The 22359-nt window shown below is 67.9% G+C and carries 26 protein-coding genes and 1 pseudogene; 14 read left to right on the top strand and 13 right to left on the bottom strand.

Annotated elements, in window-relative coordinates; genetic code table 11:
* The 3 genes and pseudogenes from WC555_RS11405 to thiE form a co-directional block, all read right to left on the bottom strand.
* Positions 1-195, bottom strand: a pseudogene (locus WC555_RS11405) (cytochrome c oxidase subunit II); the annotation flags it as partial.
* A gap of 72 nt (positions 196-267) precedes the next feature.
* On the bottom strand, positions 268-1944 hold the full coding sequence (locus tag WC555_RS11400; RefSeq protein WP_373253668.1) for an ATP-binding protein: 1677 nt from the start codon (positions 1942-1944) through the stop codon (positions 268-270).
* Positions 1945-2016: 72 nt separating this feature from the next.
* On the bottom strand, positions 2017-2676 hold the full coding sequence (thiE, locus tag WC555_RS11395; protein ID WP_373253670.1) for a thiamine phosphate synthase: 660 nt from the start codon (positions 2674-2676) through the stop codon (positions 2017-2019).
* Positions 2677-2791: 115 nt separating this feature from the next.
* Here thiE and WC555_RS11390 point away from each other — a divergent pair, with 115 nt between their 5' ends.
* Together WC555_RS11390 and bfr are read left to right on the top strand one after the other, a co-directional pair.
* Positions 2792-2977: a bacterioferritin-associated ferredoxin gene (locus tag WC555_RS11390; RefSeq protein WP_373253667.1), complete on the top strand. Its 186-nt coding sequence runs from the start codon at positions 2792-2794 to the stop codon at positions 2975-2977.
* 159 nt (positions 2978-3136) lie between these two features.
* Positions 3137-3637 carry a bacterioferritin gene (gene bfr / locus WC555_RS11385; protein WP_373253666.1) on the top strand — a complete coding sequence of 167 codons (501 nt, stop codon included), beginning with the start codon at positions 3137-3139 and terminating at the stop codon, positions 3635-3637.
* Here the strand turns inward: bfr and WC555_RS11380 are convergent.
* The 3 genes from WC555_RS11380 to WC555_RS11370 all read right to left on the bottom strand — a co-directional run bounded on the left by WC555_RS11380 (position 3634) and on the right by WC555_RS11370 (position 6280).
* Positions 3634-4524 carry a lysostaphin resistance A-like protein gene (locus WC555_RS11380; RefSeq protein ID WP_373253664.1) on the bottom strand — a complete coding sequence of 297 codons (891 nt, stop codon included), beginning with the start codon at positions 4522-4524 and terminating at the stop codon, positions 3634-3636. The genes bfr and WC555_RS11380 overlap by 4 nt on opposite strands.
* Before the next feature lie 83 nt (positions 4525-4607).
* Positions 4608-5336, bottom strand: a complete 729-nt coding sequence (locus WC555_RS11375) for an ABC transporter permease (protein WP_373253662.1) — start codon at positions 5334-5336, stop codon at positions 4608-4610.
* Positions 5336-6280, bottom strand: a complete 945-nt coding sequence (locus WC555_RS11370) for an ABC transporter ATP-binding protein (protein ID WP_373253660.1) — start codon at positions 6278-6280, stop codon at positions 5336-5338. Before WC555_RS11370 ends, WC555_RS11375 begins: the two co-directional genes overlap by 1 nt.
* Positions 6281-6375: 95 nt before the next feature.
* Here WC555_RS11370 and WC555_RS11365 point away from each other — a divergent pair, with 95 nt between their 5' ends.
* From WC555_RS11365 to WC555_RS11345, 5 genes are all read left to right on the top strand, one after another.
* Entirely contained in the window at positions 6376-6876 is a 501-nt protein-coding gene (locus WC555_RS11365) for a DUF2975 domain-containing protein (RefSeq protein ID WP_373253657.1), read from the top strand.
* Positions 6876-7118 (top strand): helix-turn-helix domain-containing protein, encoded by a 243-nt coding sequence (locus tag WC555_RS11360; RefSeq protein ID WP_373253655.1) that lies wholly within the window; start codon positions 6876-6878, stop codon positions 7116-7118. The genes WC555_RS11365 and WC555_RS11360 overlap by 1 nt, the downstream gene beginning before the upstream one ends.
* A 54-nt stretch (positions 7119-7172) precedes the next feature.
* The gene (locus WC555_RS11355) at positions 7173-7718 is read left to right on the top strand and encodes a tryptophan-rich sensory protein (protein ID WP_373253654.1); all 546 of its coding nucleotides are present in this window, start codon (positions 7173-7175) and stop codon (positions 7716-7718) included.
* 104 nt (positions 7719-7822) lie between these two features.
* The gene (gene efp, locus WC555_RS11350) at positions 7823-8389 is read left to right on the top strand and encodes an elongation factor P (protein WP_373253651.1); all 567 of its coding nucleotides are present in this window, start codon (positions 7823-7825) and stop codon (positions 8387-8389) included.
* A gap of 208 nt (positions 8390-8597) precedes the next feature.
* Entirely contained in the window at positions 8598-9401 is an 804-nt protein-coding gene (locus WC555_RS11345; protein WP_373253649.1) for an inositol monophosphatase, read from the top strand.
* Positions 9402-9832: 431 nt separating this feature from the next.
* Here the strand turns inward: WC555_RS11345 and WC555_RS11340 are convergent, their stop codons facing one another.
* The 6 genes from WC555_RS11340 to WC555_RS11315 form a co-directional block, all read right to left on the bottom strand.
* Positions 9833-10645: a DUF2971 domain-containing protein gene (locus WC555_RS11340; protein ID WP_373253648.1), complete on the bottom strand. Its 813-nt coding sequence runs from the start codon at positions 10643-10645 to the stop codon at positions 9833-9835.
* 79 nt (positions 10646-10724) lie between these two features.
* A complete protein-coding gene (locus WC555_RS11335) occupies positions 10725-11210 on the bottom strand; it encodes a hypothetical protein (protein WP_373253646.1) in 486 nt (161 codons plus the stop codon).
* Positions 11211-11222: 12 nt separating this feature from the next.
* Complete coding sequence (locus WC555_RS11330) at positions 11223-11759, bottom strand: hypothetical protein (protein WP_373253644.1); 537 nt, start codon at positions 11757-11759, stop codon at positions 11223-11225.
* An 11-nt stretch (positions 11760-11770) separates the two neighbouring features.
* Entirely contained in the window at positions 11771-12106 is a 336-nt protein-coding gene (locus WC555_RS11325) for a hypothetical protein (protein WP_373253642.1), read from the bottom strand.
* A 105-nt stretch (positions 12107-12211) separates the two neighbouring features.
* On the bottom strand, positions 12212-13912 hold the full coding sequence (gene recN, locus WC555_RS11320) for a DNA repair protein RecN (protein WP_373253641.1): 1701 nt from the start codon (positions 13910-13912) through the stop codon (positions 12212-12214).
* A 144-nt stretch (positions 13913-14056) separates the two neighbouring features.
* Positions 14057-14914, bottom strand: coding sequence for an outer membrane protein assembly factor BamD (locus WC555_RS11315; RefSeq protein WP_373253640.1), 858 nt, complete (start codon positions 14912-14914; stop codon positions 14057-14059).
* A 205-nt stretch (positions 14915-15119) separates the two neighbouring features.
* Between WC555_RS11315 and WC555_RS11310 the strand changes: the two genes are divergently transcribed.
* The 7 genes from WC555_RS11310 (at position 15120) to ychF (ending at position 21763) form a co-directional block, all read left to right on the top strand.
* Positions 15120-16055 (top strand): ribose-phosphate pyrophosphokinase, encoded by a 936-nt coding sequence (locus WC555_RS11310; RefSeq protein WP_373253639.1) that lies wholly within the window; start codon positions 15120-15122, stop codon positions 16053-16055.
* Positions 16056-16124: 69 nt separating this feature from the next.
* Positions 16125-17270: a hypothetical protein gene (locus WC555_RS11305; RefSeq protein WP_373253638.1), complete on the top strand. Its 1146-nt coding sequence runs from the start codon at positions 16125-16127 to the stop codon at positions 17268-17270.
* Between the two features lie 115 nt (positions 17271-17385).
* A complete protein-coding gene (locus tag WC555_RS11300) occupies positions 17386-18471 on the top strand; it encodes a hypothetical protein (RefSeq protein ID WP_373253636.1) in 1086 nt (361 codons plus the stop codon).
* A gap of 137 nt (positions 18472-18608) precedes the next feature.
* Entirely contained in the window at positions 18609-19298 is a 690-nt protein-coding gene (locus WC555_RS11295; protein ID WP_373253634.1) for a 50S ribosomal protein L25/general stress protein Ctc, read from the top strand.
* Positions 19299-19375: 77 nt separating this feature from the next.
* The gene (gene pth / locus WC555_RS11290) at positions 19376-19996 is read left to right on the top strand and encodes an aminoacyl-tRNA hydrolase (protein WP_373253633.1); all 621 of its coding nucleotides are present in this window, start codon (positions 19376-19378) and stop codon (positions 19994-19996) included.
* 62 nt (positions 19997-20058) lie between these two features.
* Positions 20059-20544, top strand: coding sequence for a copper chaperone PCu(A)C (locus WC555_RS11285; RefSeq protein ID WP_373253631.1), 486 nt, complete (start codon positions 20059-20061; stop codon positions 20542-20544).
* A 124-nt stretch (positions 20545-20668) separates the two neighbouring features.
* The gene (gene ychF, locus WC555_RS11280; RefSeq protein WP_373253629.1) at positions 20669-21763 is read left to right on the top strand and encodes a redox-regulated ATPase YchF; all 1095 of its coding nucleotides are present in this window, start codon (positions 20669-20671) and stop codon (positions 21761-21763) included.
* Here ychF and WC555_RS11275 read toward each other — a convergent pair.
* Positions 21756-22259 carry a hypothetical protein gene (locus WC555_RS11275; protein ID WP_373253628.1) on the bottom strand — a complete coding sequence of 168 codons (504 nt, stop codon included), beginning with the start codon at positions 22257-22259 and terminating at the stop codon, positions 21756-21758. The genes ychF and WC555_RS11275 overlap by 8 nt on opposite strands.
* Between the last annotated feature and the right edge of the window lie 100 nt (positions 22260-22359).

Below are 22359 nucleotides of genomic sequence, written 5' to 3'. Positions count from 1 at the left end.
CGTGCTGGCCGGCGCGGCGGCGACGGGCGCCGGGGCCGGGGCCGGGGCCGGGGCGATATAGGCCGCGGGCGACGGCGGGCCGCTGTTCAGATCGCGCGTCAGGTCGCTGGCCGGCGGGGTCGCGGGCGGAGTCTGGGCATGGGCGGCGCCGGCCAGCGAAAGGGCGGCGGCGGCGGTCATCAGTTGGAGTTTCATGGCCGGAACCTTCGCCCTTCAGCCCGGGAACGGCAAGGCCCTGAGCGCAGGGCCGCCACGGCGCCGCCGCGATCAGGCGGCCGGAAGCTCGACCCAGAAGACGGCGCCTTCACCCGGCGTCGACGTCACGCCGATGGACCCGCCCTGCAGCTCGACCAGACGTTTGGCGAGGGCCAGACCGATGCCATGGCCTTCGACCGCGGACCGCTCCAGACCCAGCCGGTTGAACGGTTCGAACAGCTGGGCCTGCTTCTCGAGGGACAGGCCCGGGCCGCGGTCGCTGACCTCGATCCGCACGCCGTCGTAGATCCTGCTGGCGCGGAAGATGACGATGCCGCCGGCGCCGCCGTACTTGACGGCGTTGGAGGCCAGGTTGGCGACGACCTGGGTCAGGCGCTGGGAATCGGCCAGGGCGACCAGACCATCCCCCTCGCTGATCACTTCGAGGAACACGCCCCGGGACTCGGGGCGCAGGGCCACGGCCCGCTTCACGTCCTCAAGCACGCCCGGCACGTCGGTGGGCCGCAGTTCGACCTTGACCGCTCCGGACTCGGCGCGGGCGACGTCCAGCAGATCGTGGGCCAGCGCCTCGACCTGACGCGCCGTCTTGACCAGCATCTCGGCCATCTCGGCCTGGGTGGTCGTGACCGGCCCCAGCTGTCCGGTCTTCCACAGTTCACCGATGCCGATCACCCCGCCGACGGGGCTCTTGATCTCATGGGCGACATTGGCCAGCAGGCGGGACTTGGCTTCCGAAGCGCGTTCGGCGCGGACCTGGCCCGCCTTGGCGCGATCCGACAGACGATCCCGCTCTTCCAGCAGGGCCGCGACCAGCATGATCGGCATATAGCCGAACAGGATCAGCAACTGGGCCATCATGGCGCGATCGGCGCCCGCGAAGGTGACGCCATAGGGGCCGAAGCCTCGCATGGTTCCGCCGACCATCAGGATCGCGAGGACGACGAGGGCCGCGGTGACGCCCAGCATCCGGAGGCGAACCGCGATCAGCAGCAGCAGCGGCATGGTGACGAAGCCGATCGGAACGTGGTGCGACAGGACAATGAGACACAGTCCTGCCAGCAGACCGATGAGGACGACCGCCTCGATCGCCTTGGCCGGCGCGCGGAACCGCACGACCTCGCGTCTTGTCAGCGCAAGGCCGAAGCTCGACAGCACGGCCACGCCGAGGGCATGCCCGAACCACCAGGTCTGGGCGGAATCAAGGAAACTCGCGCCCTGCATCCACCACAACATGCCGCCGGCGAACACGGCGGCCGGCAGCGGGCCCAGCACGGCCGCGCTGAGCAGGAAGCGGCACGCGCCCTGAACCGAGGCCAGGTTCAGCGTGGGCGCGAAACGGCGCGCCAGCAGAACGGAGACATAGATGTCCAGCATATTGGCGACGGTGAACATCGCCGTCAGCTCGGCGGAATTGCCCGCCAGCAGGTTGCCCGCGGCTACGCCCATGGCGACCAGGGCGCCGAACGACAGATCGTAAAGCGGACCGCGCGAGGTGCGCAGCCAGACCGCGACGGCCAGACCGCCCGCGCCCCAGAGGGCGGCGACGACGCCGGCGGAGCGGGCGAAGGTGATGGCCATGACCACCAGAACCATGACCGCCATCGCCGTGAAGATCGGCGCCAGGGGCGGGCCTACGCCACTGACGGGGCGCGACAGGTCCCGGACGCGCGGAGCTGTCGGCGCCGTAACGCCGGTCGCGGGGTCCAAGGGGTCGAGCGCACGGCTCATTGGCATGTCAGGTCCTGGAACGACAGATCGTCGTCGTTCCTTATGCTCGCGCTTCCTAATATCCCCTGAAGGTCAGGCGTTCGCCGCCAGCGCCTCACCCAGTTCGCGTATGGCCGCCGCGGGACCGTCCGGATGGCTCCATACCGCCGAACTGACCGCCACGAAGTCGGCGCCGGCCCGCGCCAGCTCGCCCGCCGTCGCCGCCGTGATCCCGCCGATCGCGACGCAGGGGATTTCCACCGTCTCCTGCCAGATGGTCAGGATCTCGGGATCCGGACGATGGAAGGTCGCCTTGGTTTCCGTCGGAAAGAACGCCCCGAAGGCGACGTAGTCGGCGCCGGCCTCGGCCGCATCCATGGCCAGTTCCCGGCTGTCGTGACAGGTCACCCCGATCATGGCGTCACGGCCCATGACGGCCCGCGCTTCGGCCAGGGAGGCGTCGCCCTGCCCCAGATGGACGCCGTCGCAGCCGGAGCGCGCCGCCAGATCGGGCCGATCGTTGAGGATGACCGCCACGCCGCGCGCCTGGGCGATCGGCTTCAACGCCGCCACGGCGGCCAGAATCGCCGCGTCATCCACGTCCTTGAGCCGGATCTGCAGCGCCGCCACCGCGCCTGCGTCCAGCGCCGCCTCGAGATCGCGCGCGAAGGCGACGAGGTCCGGCAAGGCGGGCGGGGTGATCAGATAGAGCTGACAGGGCGGGCGGGTCGGGGCGACGGGGGTCTTGGCCATGGCTGCGAAGTGCGACGGACGCACGCCCGCGTCAACTCCGCCGATGCGAACGACTTGCATTCTCCGCCGACAGCCTGTTAGAAAGAACCATTCGCAACAAGCCTCAGGGTTCGCCTTGTACGTCTGCAACTGCAACGGCCTTCGCAAACGGGATGTCGCCGCCGCCATCGAGGCCGGCGCCACGCGGCCGCGTGACGTCTTCGCCCGCAACCAGTGCGCCGCCCAGTGCGCCAAATGCGTCTGCGAAATGCGCGAGATGATCCAGGACGCCCGTGAAACCTTCGCCATGGCGGCCGAATAGGCGCCTCGCCCCCCTCCGGCGTTATTCATTCGCATATTCAGGACTGTGAGAAGTGTTCGCATTGAACACAGAGCCGCCTGGCGTGTTAAATCAGGCGCTCACAGCCGGTGATTCACGATGGTCCGGTCGACCGCCGCGCCGCTGACGGAAAGAACGACCATGAAGGGCGATCCCGCGATCATCCGCACGCTCAATGCGGTCCTCACCAACGAACTGACGGCGGTGAACCAGTATTTCCTGCACGCGCGGATGTTCGAAAGCTGGGGCCTGAAACACCTCGGCCAGATCATCTACGACGAATCGATCGGCGAGATGAAACACGCCGACAAGCTGATCAAGCGGGTGCTGTTCCTCGACGGCCTGCCGAACATGCAGGATCTGCACAAGCTGAAGATCGGCGAGAACGTCTTCGAGTGTTTCGGCGCCGACCTGTCGCTGGAGCTGGGCGGGCGCGACACGCTGCTGGCCGGGATCGCCCAGTGCGAGGCGGCGTCCGACTTCATCAGCCGCCAGATCCTGACAGAGATCCTCGCCGACACGGAAGAGCACATCGACTTCCTCGAGGCGCAGCACAAGCTGATCGAACAGCTGGGCGAGCAGAACTATCTGCAGTCGGCCATGACCGAGATCGCCCCGGACCGGAGCGCGACGGGAAACTAGCCGTAGGCCAGCAGGCCATACGCCATCGCGTTGCCCAGGTTAAGGATGGCATGGGTCGCGGCGATGAGCGTGATCGAGCCGGATCGCAGCCAGAGCACTCCCAGAAGCAGGCCGATAAACGTCTGCATGAGGAACTCGGGCGCGTATTCGAAAGCCACCTGCTGAAGGAACGCCCAGTCGCCGTGCAGGACTGGATCCAGCAAGGCGCCCGGGACGTGCATCAGGCCGAAGGCGACGCTGGACAGGAATACCGCCTGGAAGCGTGAACCGGTCCGGTCGAGCAGCGCCGTCAGAAGCAGGACCCGGAACACGATCTCCTCGAACGTCGCGCCCAGGATCACGGCGCCCACGGTGACGATCAGGTCGGGGGCTTGAGGAAGAACTGACTTGTCTGAAGCGCTTGAGTAGGCCCCGTAGGTCCATGCCGCCGCAAGACCGATCGCAAGCCCGGCGATGATGAGCAGCCTGAGCCGCCCCGGACGGCTCGAACGAGAGGGCCAGGTGACCAGTCCGAACTGCAGGAACGCCGCCGGCACGAGCGTTCCGGCGAGGAGGTAGCTGATCTCAGCTGACGCAGGGCTTGCCTGGCCGAGCCAATGGAAGACCCCGTCCGCCGACAGCATCGCCGTGAGCGTCGCGAGTTCCATCCACAGGATCGGCCGGACCTGATCCGCGCGATCCACGGTCCAGAATGTCGTCGAGCCGCCGGCTCCAAAGCGCAGGGCGACGAACGATATTCCGAAGATGGCCGCAACGAACAGCAGGATTGCGACATGGATCTCCACGGCGAACTGGGGATCAACAACACCCGGGCGCGAAATCAGCACCCAGAAGGTGAGCGCCGCCAGCGCGAGGGCGAGGAACTGCGATAATCTGCGCGCGGTCATGGACGTGTCCGACAATGGATGGTCCAGAAACGTGCGCGTCCCCCGACTCACAACCTTATGTAAGCAGTCTCCCCCACCGGCGGCTAGAGCACCTCGCGCCGGGCCAGATGGGCGACGGCGAGGGCCATCACGACCAGGCCAAGGCCGCAGCCAAGCCCAAGGGCGGTGTTCGCGCGCCATGCCTGGCTCGAGATCAGCATGTTGACCGGCATCTGCCACGGGAAGAAGACCCCCGCCTTCGCCGAGGTGGCGACGACCGAGAAGAAGGTCCCGCCGATGCCCAGCACCAGCGCCGGCACGAAGCTGGCGAAGCGCAGGGCGGTCCACAGCTGGATGGCGACCATCAGGATCGCCGCGAGGAAGACCTTGCCCATGGTCGTGGCGTAGAGGGCGATATCGAGCGGCCCCGTCGGCGTCAGGTTCGGCTTCAGCGTCGTGGCCAGAGTGATCGCGCCCCATGTCAGGCCCAGCGTCGCCGCGCTCATCATCGCGACCACGGCCAGCACAACCATCGCCTTGGCCGCATAGAGACGCCAGCGCGGCAGCGGCAGGCTGCGCAGATGGTCCCAGGATTTCGGCCCGTGCTCCATGTGAGCGACCAGGGCGGTCAGGGCCGTGACGCTCATCGGCAGCATGAAGAAGGCCCAGATGCCGATCGAACTGACCATCCACATCTCCCACGGCTGGGGCGCCTTGCCGCGCATCAGGTTGAAGAAGGTGAAGACGGCGATCAGGGAGGGCGCGGCGACCGCCAGCAGGACGGCCAGCGACCGGTTCAGCTTGCGGATTTCCACGGACAGGACGGCGAGCATCAGACGAACTCCGGTTGGGACGGGGTGACGGGGGCGGGAGCGGACGCCTCGCGGTAGATTCCTTCCAGCGAACGGGCGCGGGCGCCGATCGCCACCACGGCCACGCCGGCCTCGACCAGGGCGCGGGTCATGGCGGGGACCGCTGCGTCGGGATCGTCTCCGGGCCTCAGCCGGGCCGTCATACCATTGTCGGCCGAAGACAGGGCCAGATCGAAAGGCTTGAGCACGGCGGTCGCGCGGGCGACGTCATCGACCCGCAGGGCGATCTCGGGCGCGAGGTCGGCCTTGATCCGCGCCAGTTCCCCCTCCAGCACCAGCCGCCCGTCATGGATGATCCCCACATGGGTGGCGATCTGCTCGATCTCGCCCAGCAGATGGCTGGACAGCAGGACCGTGGCGCCGGTTCGGGCCGGCAGATCCCTGAGAAAGCGCCGCATGTCGGCGATGCCGTCGGGGTCGAGGCCATTGGTGGGTTCGTCGAGGATCAACACCGGCGGCGCGCCCAGCATGGCGCGGGCCAGGCCCAGCCGCTGACGCATGCCCAGCGAATAGTCCGACACCCGGCGCCGGGCGTTCGGGCTCATCTCGACCACCTCCAGCACCCGATCGACCTCGGTCGCCGGCAGCCCGAGCAGGGTGCGGGTCAGGTCGAGGTTCTGACGCCCCGTCAGATTGGCGTAGAAGCCGTGCGCCTCCAGCAGGGCCCCCACCCGCCGCGCCGCGCCGAGGCGGTCGCGGGCGACATCGATGCCGGCGATCCGGGCCGAACCCGAGGTCGGACGGATCAGGCCCAGCAGCATCTTGAGCGTCGTCGTCTTGCCGGCGCCATTGCGCCCGAGGAAGCCGTAGACCGCCCTGTCCGGCACGGTCATCGACACCGCGTCGACGGCGCGATGGCGGCCGAAGCAGCGGGTCAGGGCCTCGGTTTCGATGGCGGCTGTCATGGCGCGGCGCTCGCTTTCGTTTAAGTCTTATATAAAGTTGCGAAACCCGCGCCTTTAAGTCAAGATTAAAGATCAGACAGTTTCCGGAGCCCGCCGTGAGCCTCGACGACATCGCCCGCTTTCGCCGCATGTGCGCCCAGTTCCGCTGGTTGGCGGTGTTCATGGTGGTCAGCGTCGGCGCGCTGCTGGCGCTGATGTACGGGATCGCCCCTGGCGTCCTTTCACTCCGGGGCGACCTCAGCGTCACGCCGATGCAATGGCTTTCCCAAGGAATCTGGGCCTTGCCGAGCGCCTTCTATCTGTTCGCGGTCTGGTCGATCGGGTCAGCCATGGGCCAGTTGTCGAAGGGCCGGTTGATCCAGCCCACGCTCGTGCAGGCCCTGCGCCGCGTCGGTGTGGCCCTGGGCGTCGGCGGGGTGCTGAGCGTGTTCGGGGTCACCAACCTGATCCGCCTGACGGGCGAGTCGCGGGGCGGCTATCTGCATTTCGACGTCGCGGGCATGACCCTGGGCATGATCGGCGGCGCCCTGTTCCTGCTGGGTCGCGTGATCGATCAGGCCGGCCGGGTCCAGGCCGAGCTGGACGAGATGATCTGATGCCTGTCCGCGTGACGCTCGACGCCCTGATCGTGAAGAAGGGCCTGAAGGCGCGGGATCTGGCGGCCGAGGTGGGGCTGAGCGAGACCCAGCTGTCGCTGTTCCGTTCGGGCAAGGTGAAGGGCATCCGTTTCCGCACCCTGGCGCGGCTGTGCGCGGCGCTGGACTGCAAGCCCGGCGACCTGCTGGACTACGGGTTCGACGCCGCGGACCTGGCCCCGGTCGACGACGACGAGGCCTGAGGGAACCGCCGCCCGGCCACGCCATTGTCTGTCCGCAGGCAGGGAGAGCGGCGCGTGACCGATATCGACGACATTCTGGACGACGCGCGCGACGCCGCCGGCGATTTCCTGAACGCCAACGAGCGCGATGTCGGCCATGTCGTGCTGGGCGTGGCGGTGACGCTGGGCTTCGCCCTCGGCGCGACGCTGCTGGCCCGGAGCACGATCCGGCCGCGGCGGATGCACCCGGGCGAGGAGGACGGCCCGATCACGGAGCGGCCACGCGGGCCCCTGAGCCTGATCCTGCCGGCCGTCTTCTCGGTGACGACGCTGTCAGCGGTGCGGGTCTGGAACGCCCCGGCGCGGCCCGAGCGGACGACGGCCATGGGGCTGTGGGCCGCGGCCCAGGCGCTGAACGCCGTGTGGATCGCCCTGCGCCCGACCAGCCGGGGCCTGCAGATCGCCGCCGCCATGTCGTCGGCGGGACTGGCCGCCGCCTTCGCCCATGAGGCGCGCAAGCTCGACGAGGGGGCGGGCAAGCTGGCGTCTCCCACCGGCGGGCGCGTGCGCCTGGCCAACTTCCTCCAGCGCAAGACGGAACACCGGCCGACCGTGCACTGAGAGACCCGCGCCTTGCCGGATGGCGCGGCTTCCTCTAGGGACTGCGCCCGTTCTCGCGCGCGTCGGCGTCCGATGCGGAGCGCCCCAACCCTTTCCGAGACCCCATGAAAATCAACGGCAACAACATCAAGCCCGGCATGGTCATTGAGCACAACAAAGGCCTGTGGGTCGTGACCAAGGCCAGCCACGTCAAGCCGGGCAAGGGCGGCGCCTTCGCCAACGTCGAGGCCAAGAACCTCGAGACGGGCAACAAGCTGAACGAACGCTTCCGGTCCGAGGACAAGGTCGAGCGCGTCACCCTGGAGCAGAAGGAGTTCTCCTATCTGTACGAGCAGGGCGACGCCCTGGTGTTCATGGACGACCAGACCTACGAGCAGACCGAGCTGCAGAAGGACTGGGTCGGCGAGGATCGGGTCGCCTATCTCCAGGACGGCATGAAGGTCACGATCGAGATGCACGAGGACCGGCCGATCGGCCTGACCCTGCCCGACCAGGTCACGCTGGAAGTCGTCGAGACCGAGCCCACGGTGAAGGGCCAGACCGCCTCGTCCTCCTACAAGCCCGCCATCGCCAACAACGGCGTGCGCATCATGATTCCGCCCTATATGGGCGTGGGCGAACGCATCATCGTCGACACCACCACCGGCGAATACGTCCGCCGCGCCGAGTAGTGATTGGTGCTGGTGAGTCGTGATTAGTCGCCCTGGCGTCTGAGACCGGCCTCAGGGTGTCTGCCCGGTCACCATCCACTACTCACCACTCACTACTCACTACTCACTACTCACTACTCACTACCACTCGGCCCCATACGGGGCCGTTGAACTTCTCCGCATCTCCGGGCTCACGGCCTTTTCAGGACATGCGGACCAGGAGATCCCCATGGCCCTCGCTTCCGCCCTCCTCACCGTCATGCTCGACGCGGTTCGCAAGACCGCCCGGCCGATGCTCCGCGACTTCGGCGAGGTCGCCCAGCTGCAGGTGTCGCGCAAGGGTCCCGGCGACTTCGTCACCGCCGCCGACATCCGGGCCGAGGACACCCTGTACGAACTGCTGATGAAGGCCCGCCCCGGCTACGGCTTCCTGGGCGAGGAGCGCGGCATGATGGAGGGGACCGACAAGTCCCACATGTGGATCGTCGACCCGATCGACGGCACCACCAACTTCATGCACGCCATGCCGCATTTCGCCATCACCGTGGGCCTGCAGCGCACCGCGCCGGACGGCTCGTCCGAGATCGTCGCCGGCGTGACCTACAACCCCGTCATGAACGAGCTGTTCTGGGCCGAAAAGGGCAAGGGCTGCTATCTGAACGACCAGCGCATCCGCGTCGCCGGACGTCGCGACCTGTCGGAAAGCCTGGTCGCCACCGGCCTGCCCTTCATCGGCAAGACGGGCCACGCCCAGGCCATCAAGGACATCCACGCCATCGGCCAGCGGGTGGCCGGCATCCGCCGCCTCGGCTCGGCGGCGCTGGACTTCGCCTGGGTCGCCGCCGGGCGGTACGACGCCTATTACGAACGCAACCTGCAGCCTTGGGACGTGGCGGCGGGAATCCTGTTCGTCACCGAGGCCGGCGGCGTCGTCACCACCATCGACGGCGAGGGCCGGCCGGAGACGGGGGCGCAGATCCTGGCGACGAACTCGGAACTGCATCCGCAGCTGCTGAAGGTGCTGCGGGGGTAGGCCAACCCAATCCCCGTGAATTGTCGAGGGCAGAGAGTCTCGTACCCGGCCCGAAAAATTCGAACACGGACTCCAACAATCGGTCGGCCCCGGTTCAAGAGGTGTGCGTCGCGCCTGGACCGGTCGCGGCGGGGGGGGTGGATGTTGTCAAAGACCAAGCCTGGCGGGCATCTGGCTATTGTGCACGGGCCTGCGTCAGAAACGGTCGGAAGCCGATTCCGGAGCGACGGATGCGCTCGTGAGAGGGGCGGAAGTAGCGGATTCTTGTCCTCAAAAGGGCGGGTAGGAGGGGGCGAGAGTCTCCATGTCGCGGAGAAGATTCTGGCCTGTCAGAAGATCGGGCACCCGGGTGGACGCCGAGCAGTCGGGTACTTTGGCGACACCGGGACAGACCGCTCGACATCTGCTGCCGGGACAGCTGGTTTTCTCGTTCAGACAGGCTGGACTGAGACCCGGAACTGCCTCGCATCCGGCACGGCTTTGAGGAACTCGACTTCGAGACCGCGTTCCTCGACCCATGTCCTCACGAGAGCCTGCTCGTCGGGGCCACACCGCACGCCGAAGATGATGCCGTCTAGGCGGTCAGGAGAGAAGGATTCAAGGCCCGCGCCGCCGAGCACCTCCCGGCGAAAGAGGCGATGCTCCTGCTCGTATTCCCAAAAGTCAGCCTTCACCAACATGGCGTCGAAAAGCGCAGCGTAGTCCTCGGTGGCTGTCGCCCGGTTCACGACGGGACGATCGGCCGAGTAACTGACCCGGTAGGCGAGATCGGGAATGTCGCCTGAGAGTGGTCGTGTCCTAAATCGAAGGCAGATGCCCGCGTGAGAGTCCGCATAGTGGGACCACATGAGGACCTGATCGTTCACGGCGCTGAGGCAACAGACCGCCAACCCCTGAAGGTGAAGTCCGCTCGCCTGCTGAAGCTGGTGGGCAATCTGCTCCGGTGACAGTCCCATCAGATAGGCGAACACCCGCTGGCGCACGCCTTCACTCGTGTCGGTGTTCGCCTTATCGACGACGTGCCGCAGATAAGCTTCGTACTGCTCCGGCGTGCTGTCGAGGGTGAAGAACGGATAGGAATCGAAGGGATCGTTGAAGGACGACGCCTGCGCGAACCACAGCCGGCTGTTGACGATGATGTCCCGCGTGAAGTCTCGGGCGACCCCGGCGGAGAGCGATCGATACTTGTACAGAACGGGCGGCGGAGGAGAGAGCCTCCAACCGGCACCAGCCTTCTCATTCATGACCGTCTCCCGCGCGACAGTCTGCCGACTGTGACGTCTGTCTCACGTGACGCCCGATCGCCTTTTCGGATGGGCTTCATCATTCTAGGCTGACACTCCACCAGACCGACACGGGAAGCATGAAGTCAGCTTTCTCTGGCCAGGGCTTGTCCTTGTCCCAACCCTTCACCGGCCACGCGCGGGCCGCGTCCACTGACTGGATCATCAGACCGGAGGTAGCCGCACCAATCGGGTAGGCACCTATCACGAGATCGCGGAGCGCTTCGGTCCAAGGTTCTGTTTGGGCGTAGCACTGGATGTGCGCTTGCCCCTTCATCACACCTTGATGAGTCCGTGAGGGGTGATGCGAGAAACGGACATAGAATGGCGGTTTCGCCTGTTTGATGAACTGGTCGTTGTTCTGACCCTGCCACCAGATTGGGAAGGTGCCCTCGGCATAGGCGGGATGGCCGAGGAATGATTCGGTCACGACGGTCCGTAGCTTCGGGCGCAACTCGTGGAGGATTGCCGACGTGGCGTTGAAAGCCGCCTCGCTCGCGGCATGGCTCTGATCTTCCTCAATCACGACGCCGCCCTGCTACTGATCCCGGCCCGCAAGTGCGGCTACGCACTCGCCCCAATGCCCAGCCTGTTCATCCGTCAGGATGACCTGGAAGGTCGTGGGCATAGACCCGCCTTCAAAGGTGTAGGCGACATCGAGCCGACCTTCGTAAGACATGCGGGCTAGGGCGTTCATCGTCTCGGTGCCGGTGAAGTCGTAGACGAATAGACGGAAGTTCGGATCTTCAGCCTCGATGTTTGCTTGTTGCTCCGAAAGGTTCGTCTTGTAGCCGTTGACCACGTACGCGTTTGACGGCGGGCGCCAGCCGCCGTTCTCCACGGCCAGAACGCCGAGCTTCATCCCGATGAACACCCGGCTCTGATCCGGCCAGTTGTAGAAGGTGAAGCTCCCTGAGACCGCGACGGGCTGGCCACGGAAGTAGGCGGTGTCCTGAACGTAAACGTCGAAGGCGGCCTCGCAGGCGAAGTGAACGCCGTCCCTGAATTTCGGGCTGACAACAACGGTCTCGGTCTGAGTCTGGAGAGCGAGGATGGCAAGAGCGGTGGCCAGCATGGTCTATCCGATCAGTGCGGGGTGACGGCGGCGGCGCCCTTAAACTCTTCGATCTGGCCACACTGAAGAAGGTAGCCCCCCTCACGAATTGGCCGACACCCCTTCATGCATTCGAAGTAAGGCGCGTTCTCCGAAGGGATCGTCATCTGGCCATCAGGCGTCACCATCGTCGCCAGCCCGCCGAGAGCCGCAATGGTTTTTCCGGCCCCTGCTCTGCGACACATTTCGAGGGACCCAAAGCCGGGTGTCAGTTCGCCATAGTCGGTGTCGGCGCGCGGATACCATTGGAGCATCCAGCCATCCGATTTTCCGCATGAGGTCAGCGCGAACATCACCCCGAGGATCAAGATAGACTTCCTCATAACGGCGATCTGTAGATCAACCAGAAGGTTTTGTCGCTGAGCCTAGGAATACCAGGCCACCTTTTTCTCCAAACGGAAAGCGAAGAGACGTCACCCGATCAGCGACCGCGCCGCCGCCCGCGCCTCGTCCGTCACCACCGCCCCCGACAGCATGCGCGCGATCTCTTCCCGACGCGCCTCGTCGTCCAGCGCGTCGACGGTGGTGGTGGTCAACCCGCCCGCGTCGGCCTTGCGCACCTTCCAGTGGGCGTGGCCGCGGGCGGCGACCTGGGGGCTGTGGGTGACGACCAGGACCTGTGCGCCGGCGGAGAGACGTTCGAGACGGGCGCCGACGGCCGAGGCCACGGCGCCGCCGACGCCCTGGTCGACCTCGTCGAAGATCATCACCGGCTGGCGCTGGTCCTCGCGGCCGGCCAGGGCCGCCTTCATGGCGAGGGCGAAGCGGGCCAGTTCGCCGCCCGAGGCGATGGCGTCCAGCGGGCCGAAGGCGGTTCCGGCGTTGGTGGCGATCTCGAAGCGGACGGTCTCGACGCCCAGAGGGCCGCGACGGCCCTCGGCCACGGGCTCGAAGGCGACGCGGAAGCGGGCGCGGTCCAGTTTCAGCGGGCCCAGTTCGGTCATCACCGAGGCGGTCAGACGCTCGGCGGCGGCCTCGCGCGCCGAGGTCAGCAGCATGGCGGCGACGTCATAGGCCTCGCGCGCGGCCGAGGCGGCGCGTTCGGCGGCGGTGATGGCCTCGGCCCCGTCCTCGATCAGGCGGAGCCGCTCGCGGAAGCGGACGCGCAGCGTCGGCAGGCTGTCGACCGAGGTGTTGAGCTTGCGGGCGGCGGCGCGCAGGGCGAACAGCCGTTCCTCGGCCTTGTCGAGGCGGCCCGGCTCGAAGTCGAAGGCGTCAGCGGCGGCGTCGACGCAGGCGATGGCCTCTTCCGCCTCGACCATGGTGCGGTCGATGGCCTCGGCGGCGGCGGACAGTTTCTGCAGCAGCGGGTGCTCGGGGTCGGTGCCCGCCTGCCCCGCCCGCGTCCGCGCGTGCTCGACGGCGCGCAGGGCGGCCGACAGCTTCTGGGACAGCTTGTCGCCGCCCAGCTGGGTCCGGGCGTCGGCCAGATCGGCGACGGCCTTCTCCGCCGCGCCGAGGATGGCGCGTTCGCCGGCCAGTTCGGTCTCCTCGTCGGCGCGGGGGTCGAGGTCGTCGAGGTCGGCGAGGTTCTGCGTCAGCTCCTCGGCGTGGGCGGCGGCGTCGGCGGCGGCGGCCTTGAGATCGGAGACGGTGCGTTCAGCCGCCTTCAGGCGGTCGGCGGCGCCGGCCACGCCGTCCAGCTGGGGCTGCAGGCCGCCGTAGGCGTCGAGCAGGGCCCGGTGCGTCTTCCAGTCCAGCAGGCCGACGGTCTCGTGCTGGCCGTGCACCTCGACCAGGGCCTGGCCGATCTCGCGCAGGGCGGTCACGCCGGCGGGCTGGTCGTTGACGAAGGCGCGGCTGCGGCCGTCGGCGGCCACGGTGCGGCGCAGGATCAGCTCCTCGCCCGGCGCCACGTCGAAGCCGCGCTCGCTGATCAGGGCGATCAGGGCGGGATCGTCGGGGGCGGTGAAGACGGCGGTGGCCGAGGCCTGTTTCGCCCCCGCCCGCACCAGTCCGGCGTCGGCGCGTGCGCCCAGGGCGAGGCCGAGGGCGTCAAGGATGATCGACTTGCCGGCCCCGGTCTCGCCCGTCAGCACGGTGAGGCCGCCCTCGACCTCGAGGTCGAGCGCCTCCACCAGCACGATGTCGCGGATGGAAAGGGCGGTCAGCATGGGCCCGGTCCGTCGAGGGTCACGGGACCGAAGGCGCAGGGATCAGGGTGAGGCAAAGCGAATCGATCTCTCTGGCGACGCCGGAGAATGCTGGCCTTTCGCTCCCCGGGTAAAGCCCGAGGTTAGCGGAACATATAGGAAACGTCAGCCCGGGATGATCCGGCGCAGCCAGCTTTCGCGCTGGCCGGTCGGGGCGACATCGGGCTGGCGGCCGTCTTCCGACAGCAGGGCGTAGGCTTCGGCGTACCAGGGGCTGCCCGGATAGTTGAAGCCCAGAACCGCGCCGTTGCGGGTCGCCTCTTCCGTCAGGCCGAGCGAGAGATTGACCTCGACCAGACGATACAGCGCCTCGGGCGTGTGCGAGGTGCGCTGATAGGCTTCATTGTCGATGACGGCCTTGTACCGGTTGATCGCGGCCAGAGGCTGGCCGGCGCGCTGGTAGTAGCGGCCGATGGCCATTTCCTTGCCGGCCAGCTGGTCGTTGACCATGTCGATCTTGACCGTGGCGTCGAGGGCGTAGGACGTGCCCGGGTAGCGGCGCTGCACATCCCGGAGGCCGTTCAGCGCCGCCTGGGCGTAGCCCTGGTCGCGGCCCACGTCGGTGATCTGTTCGAAATTGCACAGGGCCTTCATGTAGAAGGCGTAGGGCGCGGACGGATTGCCGGGGAACAGCTGGATGAACCGGTCCGAAGCGGCGATCGCCTCGGCGTAATTGTTGTTCTGATAGTAGGCGTAGATCTGCATCAGGATCGCGCGGCGCGACCATTCCGAATACGGATGCTGGCGCTCGACCTCCTGGAAATAGTCTATCGCGTCGGCCCAGCGCTTGCTCTGCAGGCGCTGGTAGCCGGTGTTGTAGAGCGCCTCGACCGGGCGCTCCTCATAGGCCAGACGCGGACGATTGGCGCCGCCGTTACAGGCCGAGAGCGTCAGGGCCGAAACAGCCACGGTGGCCAGGATCAGGCCGGCGCGGAACTTGAAAGCAGGCAAGGACGACCTCAAAATGCAAGCCGGCGGGCGCGAACCCGTCGGCGCCCCCGAAAACGAGACGCGATCTCTACACCAGCGGACTTGTCAGCGCCAATGCGCGAAACAGCCGATAAAAAGACGCGTCGCGCCTTGTCGCCGGGCCGTCCGCTGGTATGTAGCGCGCCAGCGCCACACGGGCATTCTCAGCCCGGCGATGACGGCGAAAGGATGACCGGACATGAAGCTGCTCTCTGGCAACTCCAACCGGACCCTGTCCCATGCGATCGCCGCCCACCTCGACATGCCCCTGACCAAGGCCCAGGTGAAGCGGTTCGCCGACAATGAGGTGTTCGCCGTCATCGAGGAAAACGTCCGCGGCGAGGACGTCTTCATCATCCAGTCGACCAGCTATCCGGCCAATGACAACCTGATGGAGCTGCTGATCATGACCGACGCCCTGGTGCGGGCGTCGGCCAGGCGGATCACGGCGGTCATGCCCTATTTCGGCTACGCCCGGCAGGACCGGAAGACCGGCGGCCGCACGCCGATCTCGGCCAAGCTGGTGGCCAATATGATCACCCGCGCCGGGGCGCACCGGGTCCTGACCATGGATCTGCACGCCGGCCAGATCCAGGGCTTCTTCGACATTCCGACCGACAACCTGGTCGCCACGCCGGTGCTGGCCCAGGACATCAAGGACCACTATCCGCGCGGCGAAGACCTGATGATCGTCTCGCCCGACGTCGGCGGGGTGGTCCGCGCCCGTTCGCTGGCGTCGCGCCTCAACGCCGACCTGGCCATCGTCGACAAGCGCCGGGCCCGCGCCGGCGAGAGCGAGGTCATGAACATCATCGGCGACGTCGAGGGCCGTCGCTGCATCCTGTTCGACGACATCGTCGATTCGGGCGGCACCCTGGTGAATGCGGCCAAGGCCCTGATGGACAAGGGCGCGACCGAGGTCTCGGCCTATATCAGCCACGGCGTCCTGTCGGGACCGGCGGTCCAGCGCGTCACCGACGGCCCGCTGAAGGAGCTGGTCATCACCGATTCGATCGAGCAGCCGCACGAAGTCCTGACCTGCGCCAAGATCCGCACGGTCTCCGTGGCTCCGCTGATCGGAGAGGCCATCCGGCGGATCGCGAACGAGGAATCGGTCTCCAAACTTTTCGATTGACCGGGCGCCTGCCTCAAAATGGCCGGCCGCGCGTTCTCTGCTCCACGACTGACAGTTCGAGGAGAGTTCATGCGTTCGGCAACCCCAAGCCGCAGCCTGTCGCTGGCCGCCCTGTGCGCCGCCGCCCTTCTCGGGGGCTGCGCCTCCGGCAAGGCCGAGGCCGAGGCTGAAGCCGCGCGCCTGGCCGAGGCCGCCGCCCTCGCCGCCCGCACCCCGCCGGCGATCAGCCTGTCCGAAAGCGTCGCCCAGGACGCCTCGGTCTATCTCGCCTTCGCCCGCGAGATCGCCACCCTCCGGGGCGGATTCGAGAACCCCGAGGCCATCCAGTCCGCCTTGCGCAAGGGTTCGGCCTACGACCCCGGCCAGATTTCCCGGGGGCTGGTCGCCTACGCCTCGATCGTCGCCCTGCAGTCGCCCGCGTTCGTCTCGGGCGTGAACCAGTACGGGATCAATCCGACCGGGCGGCAGAAGATGATCGCCGACATCGTGCGCGACCCGCGCGTCGCGTCCTACATGCCCGGCGCGCCCGAGGCCGCCGGCCTGATCATGGCGGCCCTGAACGCCGACATCACCGCCCTGAGTGCGGCGGCCAACTCGGTTGAGGATGACGCCTACGCCATCCAGGCCGATGGCCGCCGCTCGTGGGCGATCGCCCACATCACCGACCGGGAGACGCGGCTGGCCGGCGCCAAGAGCCTGTCAGGCCAGACAATGCCGCCGTCGGCGACGGATTCCGCCCGCCTGCTGGCGGCCGCCAACAGCGGCGCGGGCCTGGGCGTGACCGGCGGGCGACGCCGCGAGGGCCCCTATCCCCCGGTGGTGACGAACGCCCTCGCCCTGGCGGCGCTGGCCGCCCTCGGCGCGGCCGGCGAGGATGCGCGCGCCAACACCGTCGCCCTGCAATCCGAACCGACCAGCCGGAACTGCCTCCACGAGTCCAAGCTGATGCTGTTCCAGTGCCTGGCGGCCTCGCGCCCCAGCTATGAGGACATGTTCTGCGTCGGCCGCCATATCGTGCGCGATCTGGCGACCTGCACCCGCAGTTCGGCCCTGCCGGCCGCGACCATCACGGTCTCCGACCCGGTCGTGGCGGATCCGTCGCCTCCGGCCATCGTGATCGCGCCGGTCGGTCCCCCCCGGCTCGCGCCCGTGTCTCCGACCGAGATGCTGAACACCGGGCCCGGCGCGCCGAATCCCGGGGGATCCGGCGGCTGATGCGTTTGCGATCGTGCTGGCGGATTAGTGATCGGCAAACGATTCGCGCCGCGTTATAAGGGCCTGCGGTTTCGGCGTCCCGCGAAGGCGCCGCGCGTGTTCTGGGGAATCTCGCATGCTCATGGCCTATCCGCGTCGCGGCCTCTCGGTCGCCGCTGCCGTCGCCGCCCTTGTTCTGGCCAGTTGCGCCACGCCCGAGCCCGAACCGGCTCCCCCGCCGCCGCCGCCGCCGCCGCCGCCGGCCGTCACCCTGAATGAAGGCGTGGCCCAGGCCGCGTCCATCTATGTCGCCTTCATGCGCGAGGCCGGCACCATCCGGGCCGGTTTCGACAGCGCCGAGGCCATCCAGGCCGCCATCCGCAAGGGCGCGTCCTATGAACCCGCGCAGCTCTCGCGCGGCATGATCGCCTATGGCTCCATCCTGGCGCTGCAATCGCCGGAGTTCGTCCAGGGCGTCCGCACCTTCGCCGTCGACCCCGCCCAGCGTCAGCAGATGATCGCCCGCATTCTCGCCGATCCGGCGACCGCCGCGACCTTCCCCGGGGCCGACGCCGCCGCGGGCCTGATCGTCGACACCATCGGCCGCGACTCCGCCGCCATGCTGTTGATCGCCGAGGCCGTCGAGGAAGACGCCTATACGATCCAGGGACGGGGCGATCCGCGCCGCCGCTGGGCCACCGTCCATATCGCCGACCGCGTCACCCGGCTGGAGGGCGCCAAGTCGCTTTCCGCGGTGCAGATGCTGCCCTCGGCCGAGGAATCGGCCCGGCTGTTCGCCGCCGCCAACAGCGGTTCGGGACTGGGCATGGGCTCGGCCCGCTCGGGTCCGCCCTATACCCCGGCCGTGGTCCGCTCGCTGGCCGTCGCCGCCCTGGCGGCCCTGGGCGCCGGAGGCGAGGACGCCCGCGCCAACACCGAAGCCCTGACGGTCGAGCAGAACAGCGAATTCTGCCTCAACATGTCCAAGCTGATGCTGTTCCAGTGCCTGGCGGCCTCGCGCCCCAGCTATGAGGACATGTTCTGCGTCGGCCGGCACGTGGCGCGGGATCTGGCGACCTGCACCGCCCAGAACATCACCCCCGCGCCGCTTGAAGCGCCCCAGACCGCCGTGGCGGGCGGGGCTCCCGAACAGACTCCCGTCGCCGCCGAAGCGGCCGCGGTCTCAACCGCGGCGACGGCGGCGCTGAACAACAGCCGCTGAAACACGTTCACCGCGCCCGGCCTGTTGCGTCCGGGGGTTCTTGCGTGTAATGACCCGCGCTCTTGAATTCAGGGTCCCTAGACCCCGCCGCGAGGGCTGACTGGTCAGCGCGGCGTTTGTGTTGTTGAGGCGAGGCGATGGCCGAGATCATTCTGAACGTGGACGTCCGTGATGGCGTTGGCACCGGCGGCGCCCGCGCCGCGCGTCGTGCGGGCATGGTCCCGGGCGTGCTGTACGGCGGCGACAAGGCCCCCGTGGCCATCTCGGTGAACGAGCGCGAATTCCGCAAGTCGCTCTACACCGGCAAGCTGCTGGGCCACCTGGTGACGCTGAAGTACGGCGACGAGAGCCAGCCGGTCATCGCACGCGACGTGCAGTTCGACCCCGTGTCGGACCGTCCGCTGCACTTCGACCTGATGCGCGTCGATGAAAAGCAGACCATCAAGATCGAAATCCCGGTTCACTTCATCAACCAGGACCAGTGCGAAGCCTTCCGTCAGGGCGGTTCGCTGGAAGTCGTCCGTCACTCGGTCGAGGTGAAGGTCCGCGCGGATCACATCCCGGAAGACCTGATCGTCGACCTGGCCGGCCACAAGATGGGCGACACCATCCGCTGGACCGACCTGAAAGGCACCAAGGACGTCGAGCCGACCATCACCGACCGTGACTTCGTGATCGCCTCGATCAAGACGTCTTCGGCCGCCATCTCGGCCGCCGCCGACGAAGCCCAGGACGCCGAAGTCGCCGCCGAGGCCGCGGAAGTCGAAGCGACCGAACAGGCCGCCACCGCCGAAGCCGAAGCCGCGGAAGACAAATCCGAGGGCTGATCGCCTTGCGACAACCTGCTGCTGGAACGGCCCCATCCGGCGACGGACGGGGCCGTTTCCTTATCCGGACCTGAGCCATGATCATCATCGCCGGCCTGGGCAATCCGGGCCCCAAATATCAGGGCAACCGCCACAACATCGGTTTCATGGCCGCCGACGAGATCGCCTCGCGCTGGCGGTTCGGTCCCGAACGGGCCAAATTCCAGTCCGTGATCCGCGAGGGCGAGGTGCCGACCCCCGCCGGGACCATCCGCGTCCTGCTGATGAAGCCCCAGACCTTCATGAACGAGAGCGGCCGGGCGGTCGGCGAGGCCGCGCGCTTCTACAAGGTCCAGCCGTCGAACGTGATCGTCTTCCATGACGAGATCGATCTGGCTCCGGGCCGGTTCCGCATGAAGACCGGCGGCGGCGCGGCGGGCCAGAACGGCGTGCGCTCCATGATCAGCCATCTGGGCGCCGACTTCCGGCGCGGACGCATGGGCGTCGGCCATCCGGGCGAGAGCCACCTGGTCATGCCGCACGTGCTGGGCGACTTCCACAAGGCCGACCGGGTCTGGCTGGATCCGATGCTCGCCGCCGTTTCTGACGCCCTGCCCTTCGCCCTCGCCGGCGACGACGAACGCTACCAGGCCGAGGTCATGCGCCTGGCCCCCGCCCCCAAATTCAGCCCCCGTCAGGCCGCGCGGGGCGACGACTAGACGCACCGTCTTGTCTGCCGGGAGCGGCGCGGATAGACCGCGCCCAGCCTGAAGGAACGCCCATGAACCGCGTACTCGCCTCCGCCGCCGCCCTGCTGTCGCTGGCGGCCTGCAGCCCGGGCGAACCCGCGCCCGGGCCCGGCGCGCCCACGGTCGCCGTCGCGGACGCCCTGTGCCGGCCCACGCCGAAGGGCCGTCGGGTCACGGGCTGCTACATGACGCTGACGGCCGGCGCGGCCGACCGGCTGGTCTCGGTCGAAAGCCCCGCCGCCACCCTCGTCCAGATCCATGAGAGCCGCATGGAGAGCAATATGATGATGATGCGGGAGCTGCGGGACGGCCTGCCGCTGGCCGCGGGCGAGACGGCTGTCCTTGCGCCGGGCGGCAATCACCTGATGCTGCTGGGCGTCGAGGAGCCTCTGGTCGCGGGCGACACCGTCACCCTGAAGCTGATCTTCGAGACCGCCGCCCCGGTCGAGGTGACGGCGACCGTCGGCCAGCCTTCCGTGTCGGAATACGATCAGGCGGCGCCCGACAGCGGTTCCTGACGCCGAACCTGACAAACCGGGCGCGACCCGCTAAAGGCTCGCGCTCACCACTCCGCTTTGCCGCCTCTTGCGGACGGGACTGTGCGTCCCCCCGCTGAAGAGGCTTCAGGAACCGCCCAAGCCCATGGCTCTTAAAGTCGCGATCGTCGGCCTGCCCAACGTCGGCAAGTCCACCCTGTTCAACGCCCTGACCAAGACGGCGGCGGCGCAGGCCGCCAACTATCCGTTCTGCACCATCGAGCCGAACACCGGCGACGTGGCGGTGCCGGAGCCGCGCCTCGAAGCCCTGGCCGGGATCGCGGGCTCGAAGGAAATCATCCCGTCGCGGATCACCTTCGTCGACATCGCCGGCCTGGTCCGCGGCGCGTCCAAGGGCGAGGGCCTGGGCAACCAGTTCCTGGCCAATATCCGCGACTGCGACGCCGTGGCCTTCGTGGCCCGCTGCTTCGTCGACGACGACATCACCCACGTCGAAAACCGCATCGACCCGATCTCGGACCTCGACATCATCGAGACCGAGCTGATGCTGGCCGACCTGGAAAGCCTCGAGAAGCGGGTCGTCAACGTCGAGAAGAAGGCCAAGGGCGGCGACAAGGACGCCCAGACCACCCTGCGTCTGATCAACCTCGCCCTGACCCCGCTGCGCGCCGGCAAGCCCGCCCGCGTGGTCAAGGTCGACAAGGAGGACGAGAAGGCCTGGCATATGCTGCAGCTGCTGACCTCCCTGCCCGCCCTCTATGTCGCCAACGTTGACGAGGCCTCGGCCGACAAGGGCAATGAGCTGTCGGATCTGGTGGCGAAGCGCGCCGCCGCCGACAACGCCAACGCGGTCGTCATCTCGGCCAAGATCGATTCCGAGCTGGCCGTTCTGGATCCGGAGGAACAGGCCGAATTCCTCGAAAGCCTGGGCCTGGCCGAGCCGGGCCTGAACCGGCTGATCCGCGAGGCCTACGCCCTGCTGGGCCTGCAGTCCTACTTCACCGTGGGGCCCAAGGAGGCGCGCGCCTGGACCATTCCGATCGGCGCCACCGCCCCGCAGGCGGCCGGCGTCATCCACACCGATTTCGAGAAGGGTTTCATCCGCGCCGAGACCATCGCCTTCGACGACTTCGTGGCCCTGAAGGGCGAGGCCAAGGCGCGGGAAGCGGGCAAGCTGCGCGCCGAGGGCAAGTCCTACGTCGTCAAGGACGGCGACGTGATGAACTTCCTGTTCAACTAGGCGGCGGGGTTCCGGCGGCCGGGAGCGTATCGGATTTCGGCGGCGGACACCGCGCGAGGGTGACCGCGGCGCCGTTCCGGTTCAACCAGGTCAGGCGCATGGAGTCGCCCTGAACCGCGAGGCGGACGCGTTCGTCCGACGTCCGGCCCTCGGCCATGCAGGTCAGAGCCGCCTCGTAGCCGTCCGACACCTGGCGGATCGACCCGATGCCGCAGCTGTTTTCATAGCCCTCGAACCGGGTGGTGCTGATTTCGATCGGCCGCTCGGCCCCGCGGGGATTGGCGCACCAGGCGGTGTTGGCGGCCCAGCGGCCGACGAAGGTCCGGGGTCCGGATCCCGGCATGATCGAGCCCACGCCCGGCGGCGGAGTGGGGAGCGGAGCCTCGGCCTCGGCCGTATTGATGGCCGCGGCCGGCTCCGTCGGCGGATTGGTCTCTGACGGGCCGCAGGCGGCCAGGATGAGGACGGCGAACGGGGCGAGTCGATGCAGGGGCATGGGTCTGGAACGCGGTTCGGCCTCGACGGCTCCCGATCTCTCCTCGATCACGAATTCGCGGTCACGCTTGCATCGTCGGCGAGATTTTGCGACCGCTTCG

The organism is Brevundimonas sp. (assembly GCF_041648615.1).
Lineage (GTDB): Bacteria > Pseudomonadota > Alphaproteobacteria > Caulobacterales > Caulobacteraceae > Brevundimonas.
Note: the sequence above shows the minus strand (reverse complement) of the source record. Positions and strands in the feature narration are given on the sequence as shown.

Coding starts and splice junctions, on each gene's coding strand:
- WC555_RS11400 (WP_373253668.1), bottom strand. CDS start 1,944: ATGAGCCGTGCGCTCGACCCCTTGGACCCCGCGACCGGCGTTACGGCG.
- thiE (WP_373253670.1), bottom strand. CDS start 2,676: ATGGCCAAGACCCCCGTCGCCCCGACCCGCCCGCCCTGTCAGCTCTAT.
- bfr (WP_373253666.1), top strand. CDS start 3,137: ATGAAGGGCGATCCCGCGATCATCCGCACGCTCAATGCGGTCCTCACC.
- WC555_RS11380 (WP_373253664.1), bottom strand. CDS start 4,524: ATGACCGCGCGCAGATTATCGCAGTTCCTCGCCCTCGCGCTGGCGGCG.
- WC555_RS11375 (WP_373253662.1), bottom strand. CDS start 5,336: ATGCTCGCCGTCCTGTCCGTGGAAATCCGCAAGCTGAACCGGTCGCTG.
- WC555_RS11370 (WP_373253660.1), bottom strand. CDS start 6,280: ATGACAGCCGCCATCGAAACCGAGGCCCTGACCCGCTGCTTCGGCCGC.
- WC555_RS11360 (WP_373253655.1), top strand. CDS start 6,876: ATGCCTGTCCGCGTGACGCTCGACGCCCTGATCGTGAAGAAGGGCCTG.
- efp (WP_373253651.1), top strand. CDS start 7,823: ATGAAAATCAACGGCAACAACATCAAGCCCGGCATGGTCATTGAGCAC.
- WC555_RS11345 (WP_373253649.1), top strand. CDS start 8,598: ATGGCCCTCGCTTCCGCCCTCCTCACCGTCATGCTCGACGCGGTTCGC.
- WC555_RS11340 (WP_373253648.1), bottom strand. CDS start 10,645: ATGAATGAGAAGGCTGGTGCCGGTTGGAGGCTCTCTCCTCCGCCGCCC.
- WC555_RS11330 (WP_373253644.1), bottom strand. CDS start 11,759: ATGCTGGCCACCGCTCTTGCCATCCTCGCTCTCCAGACTCAGACCGAG.
- recN (WP_373253641.1), bottom strand. CDS start 13,912: ATGCTGACCGCCCTTTCCATCCGCGACATCGTGCTGGTGGAGGCGCTC.
- WC555_RS11310 (WP_373253639.1), top strand. CDS start 15,120: ATGAAGCTGCTCTCTGGCAACTCCAACCGGACCCTGTCCCATGCGATC.
- WC555_RS11305 (WP_373253638.1), top strand. CDS start 16,125: ATGCGTTCGGCAACCCCAAGCCGCAGCCTGTCGCTGGCCGCCCTGTGC.
- WC555_RS11300 (WP_373253636.1), top strand. CDS start 17,386: ATGCTCATGGCCTATCCGCGTCGCGGCCTCTCGGTCGCCGCTGCCGTC.
- WC555_RS11295 (WP_373253634.1), top strand. CDS start 18,609: ATGGCCGAGATCATTCTGAACGTGGACGTCCGTGATGGCGTTGGCACC.
- pth (WP_373253633.1), top strand. CDS start 19,376: ATGATCATCATCGCCGGCCTGGGCAATCCGGGCCCCAAATATCAGGGC.
- WC555_RS11285 (WP_373253631.1), top strand. CDS start 20,059: ATGAACCGCGTACTCGCCTCCGCCGCCGCCCTGCTGTCGCTGGCGGCC.
- ychF (WP_373253629.1), top strand. CDS start 20,669: ATGGCTCTTAAAGTCGCGATCGTCGGCCTGCCCAACGTCGGCAAGTCC.
- WC555_RS11275 (WP_373253628.1), bottom strand. CDS start 22,259: ATGCCCCTGCATCGACTCGCCCCGTTCGCCGTCCTCATCCTGGCCGCC.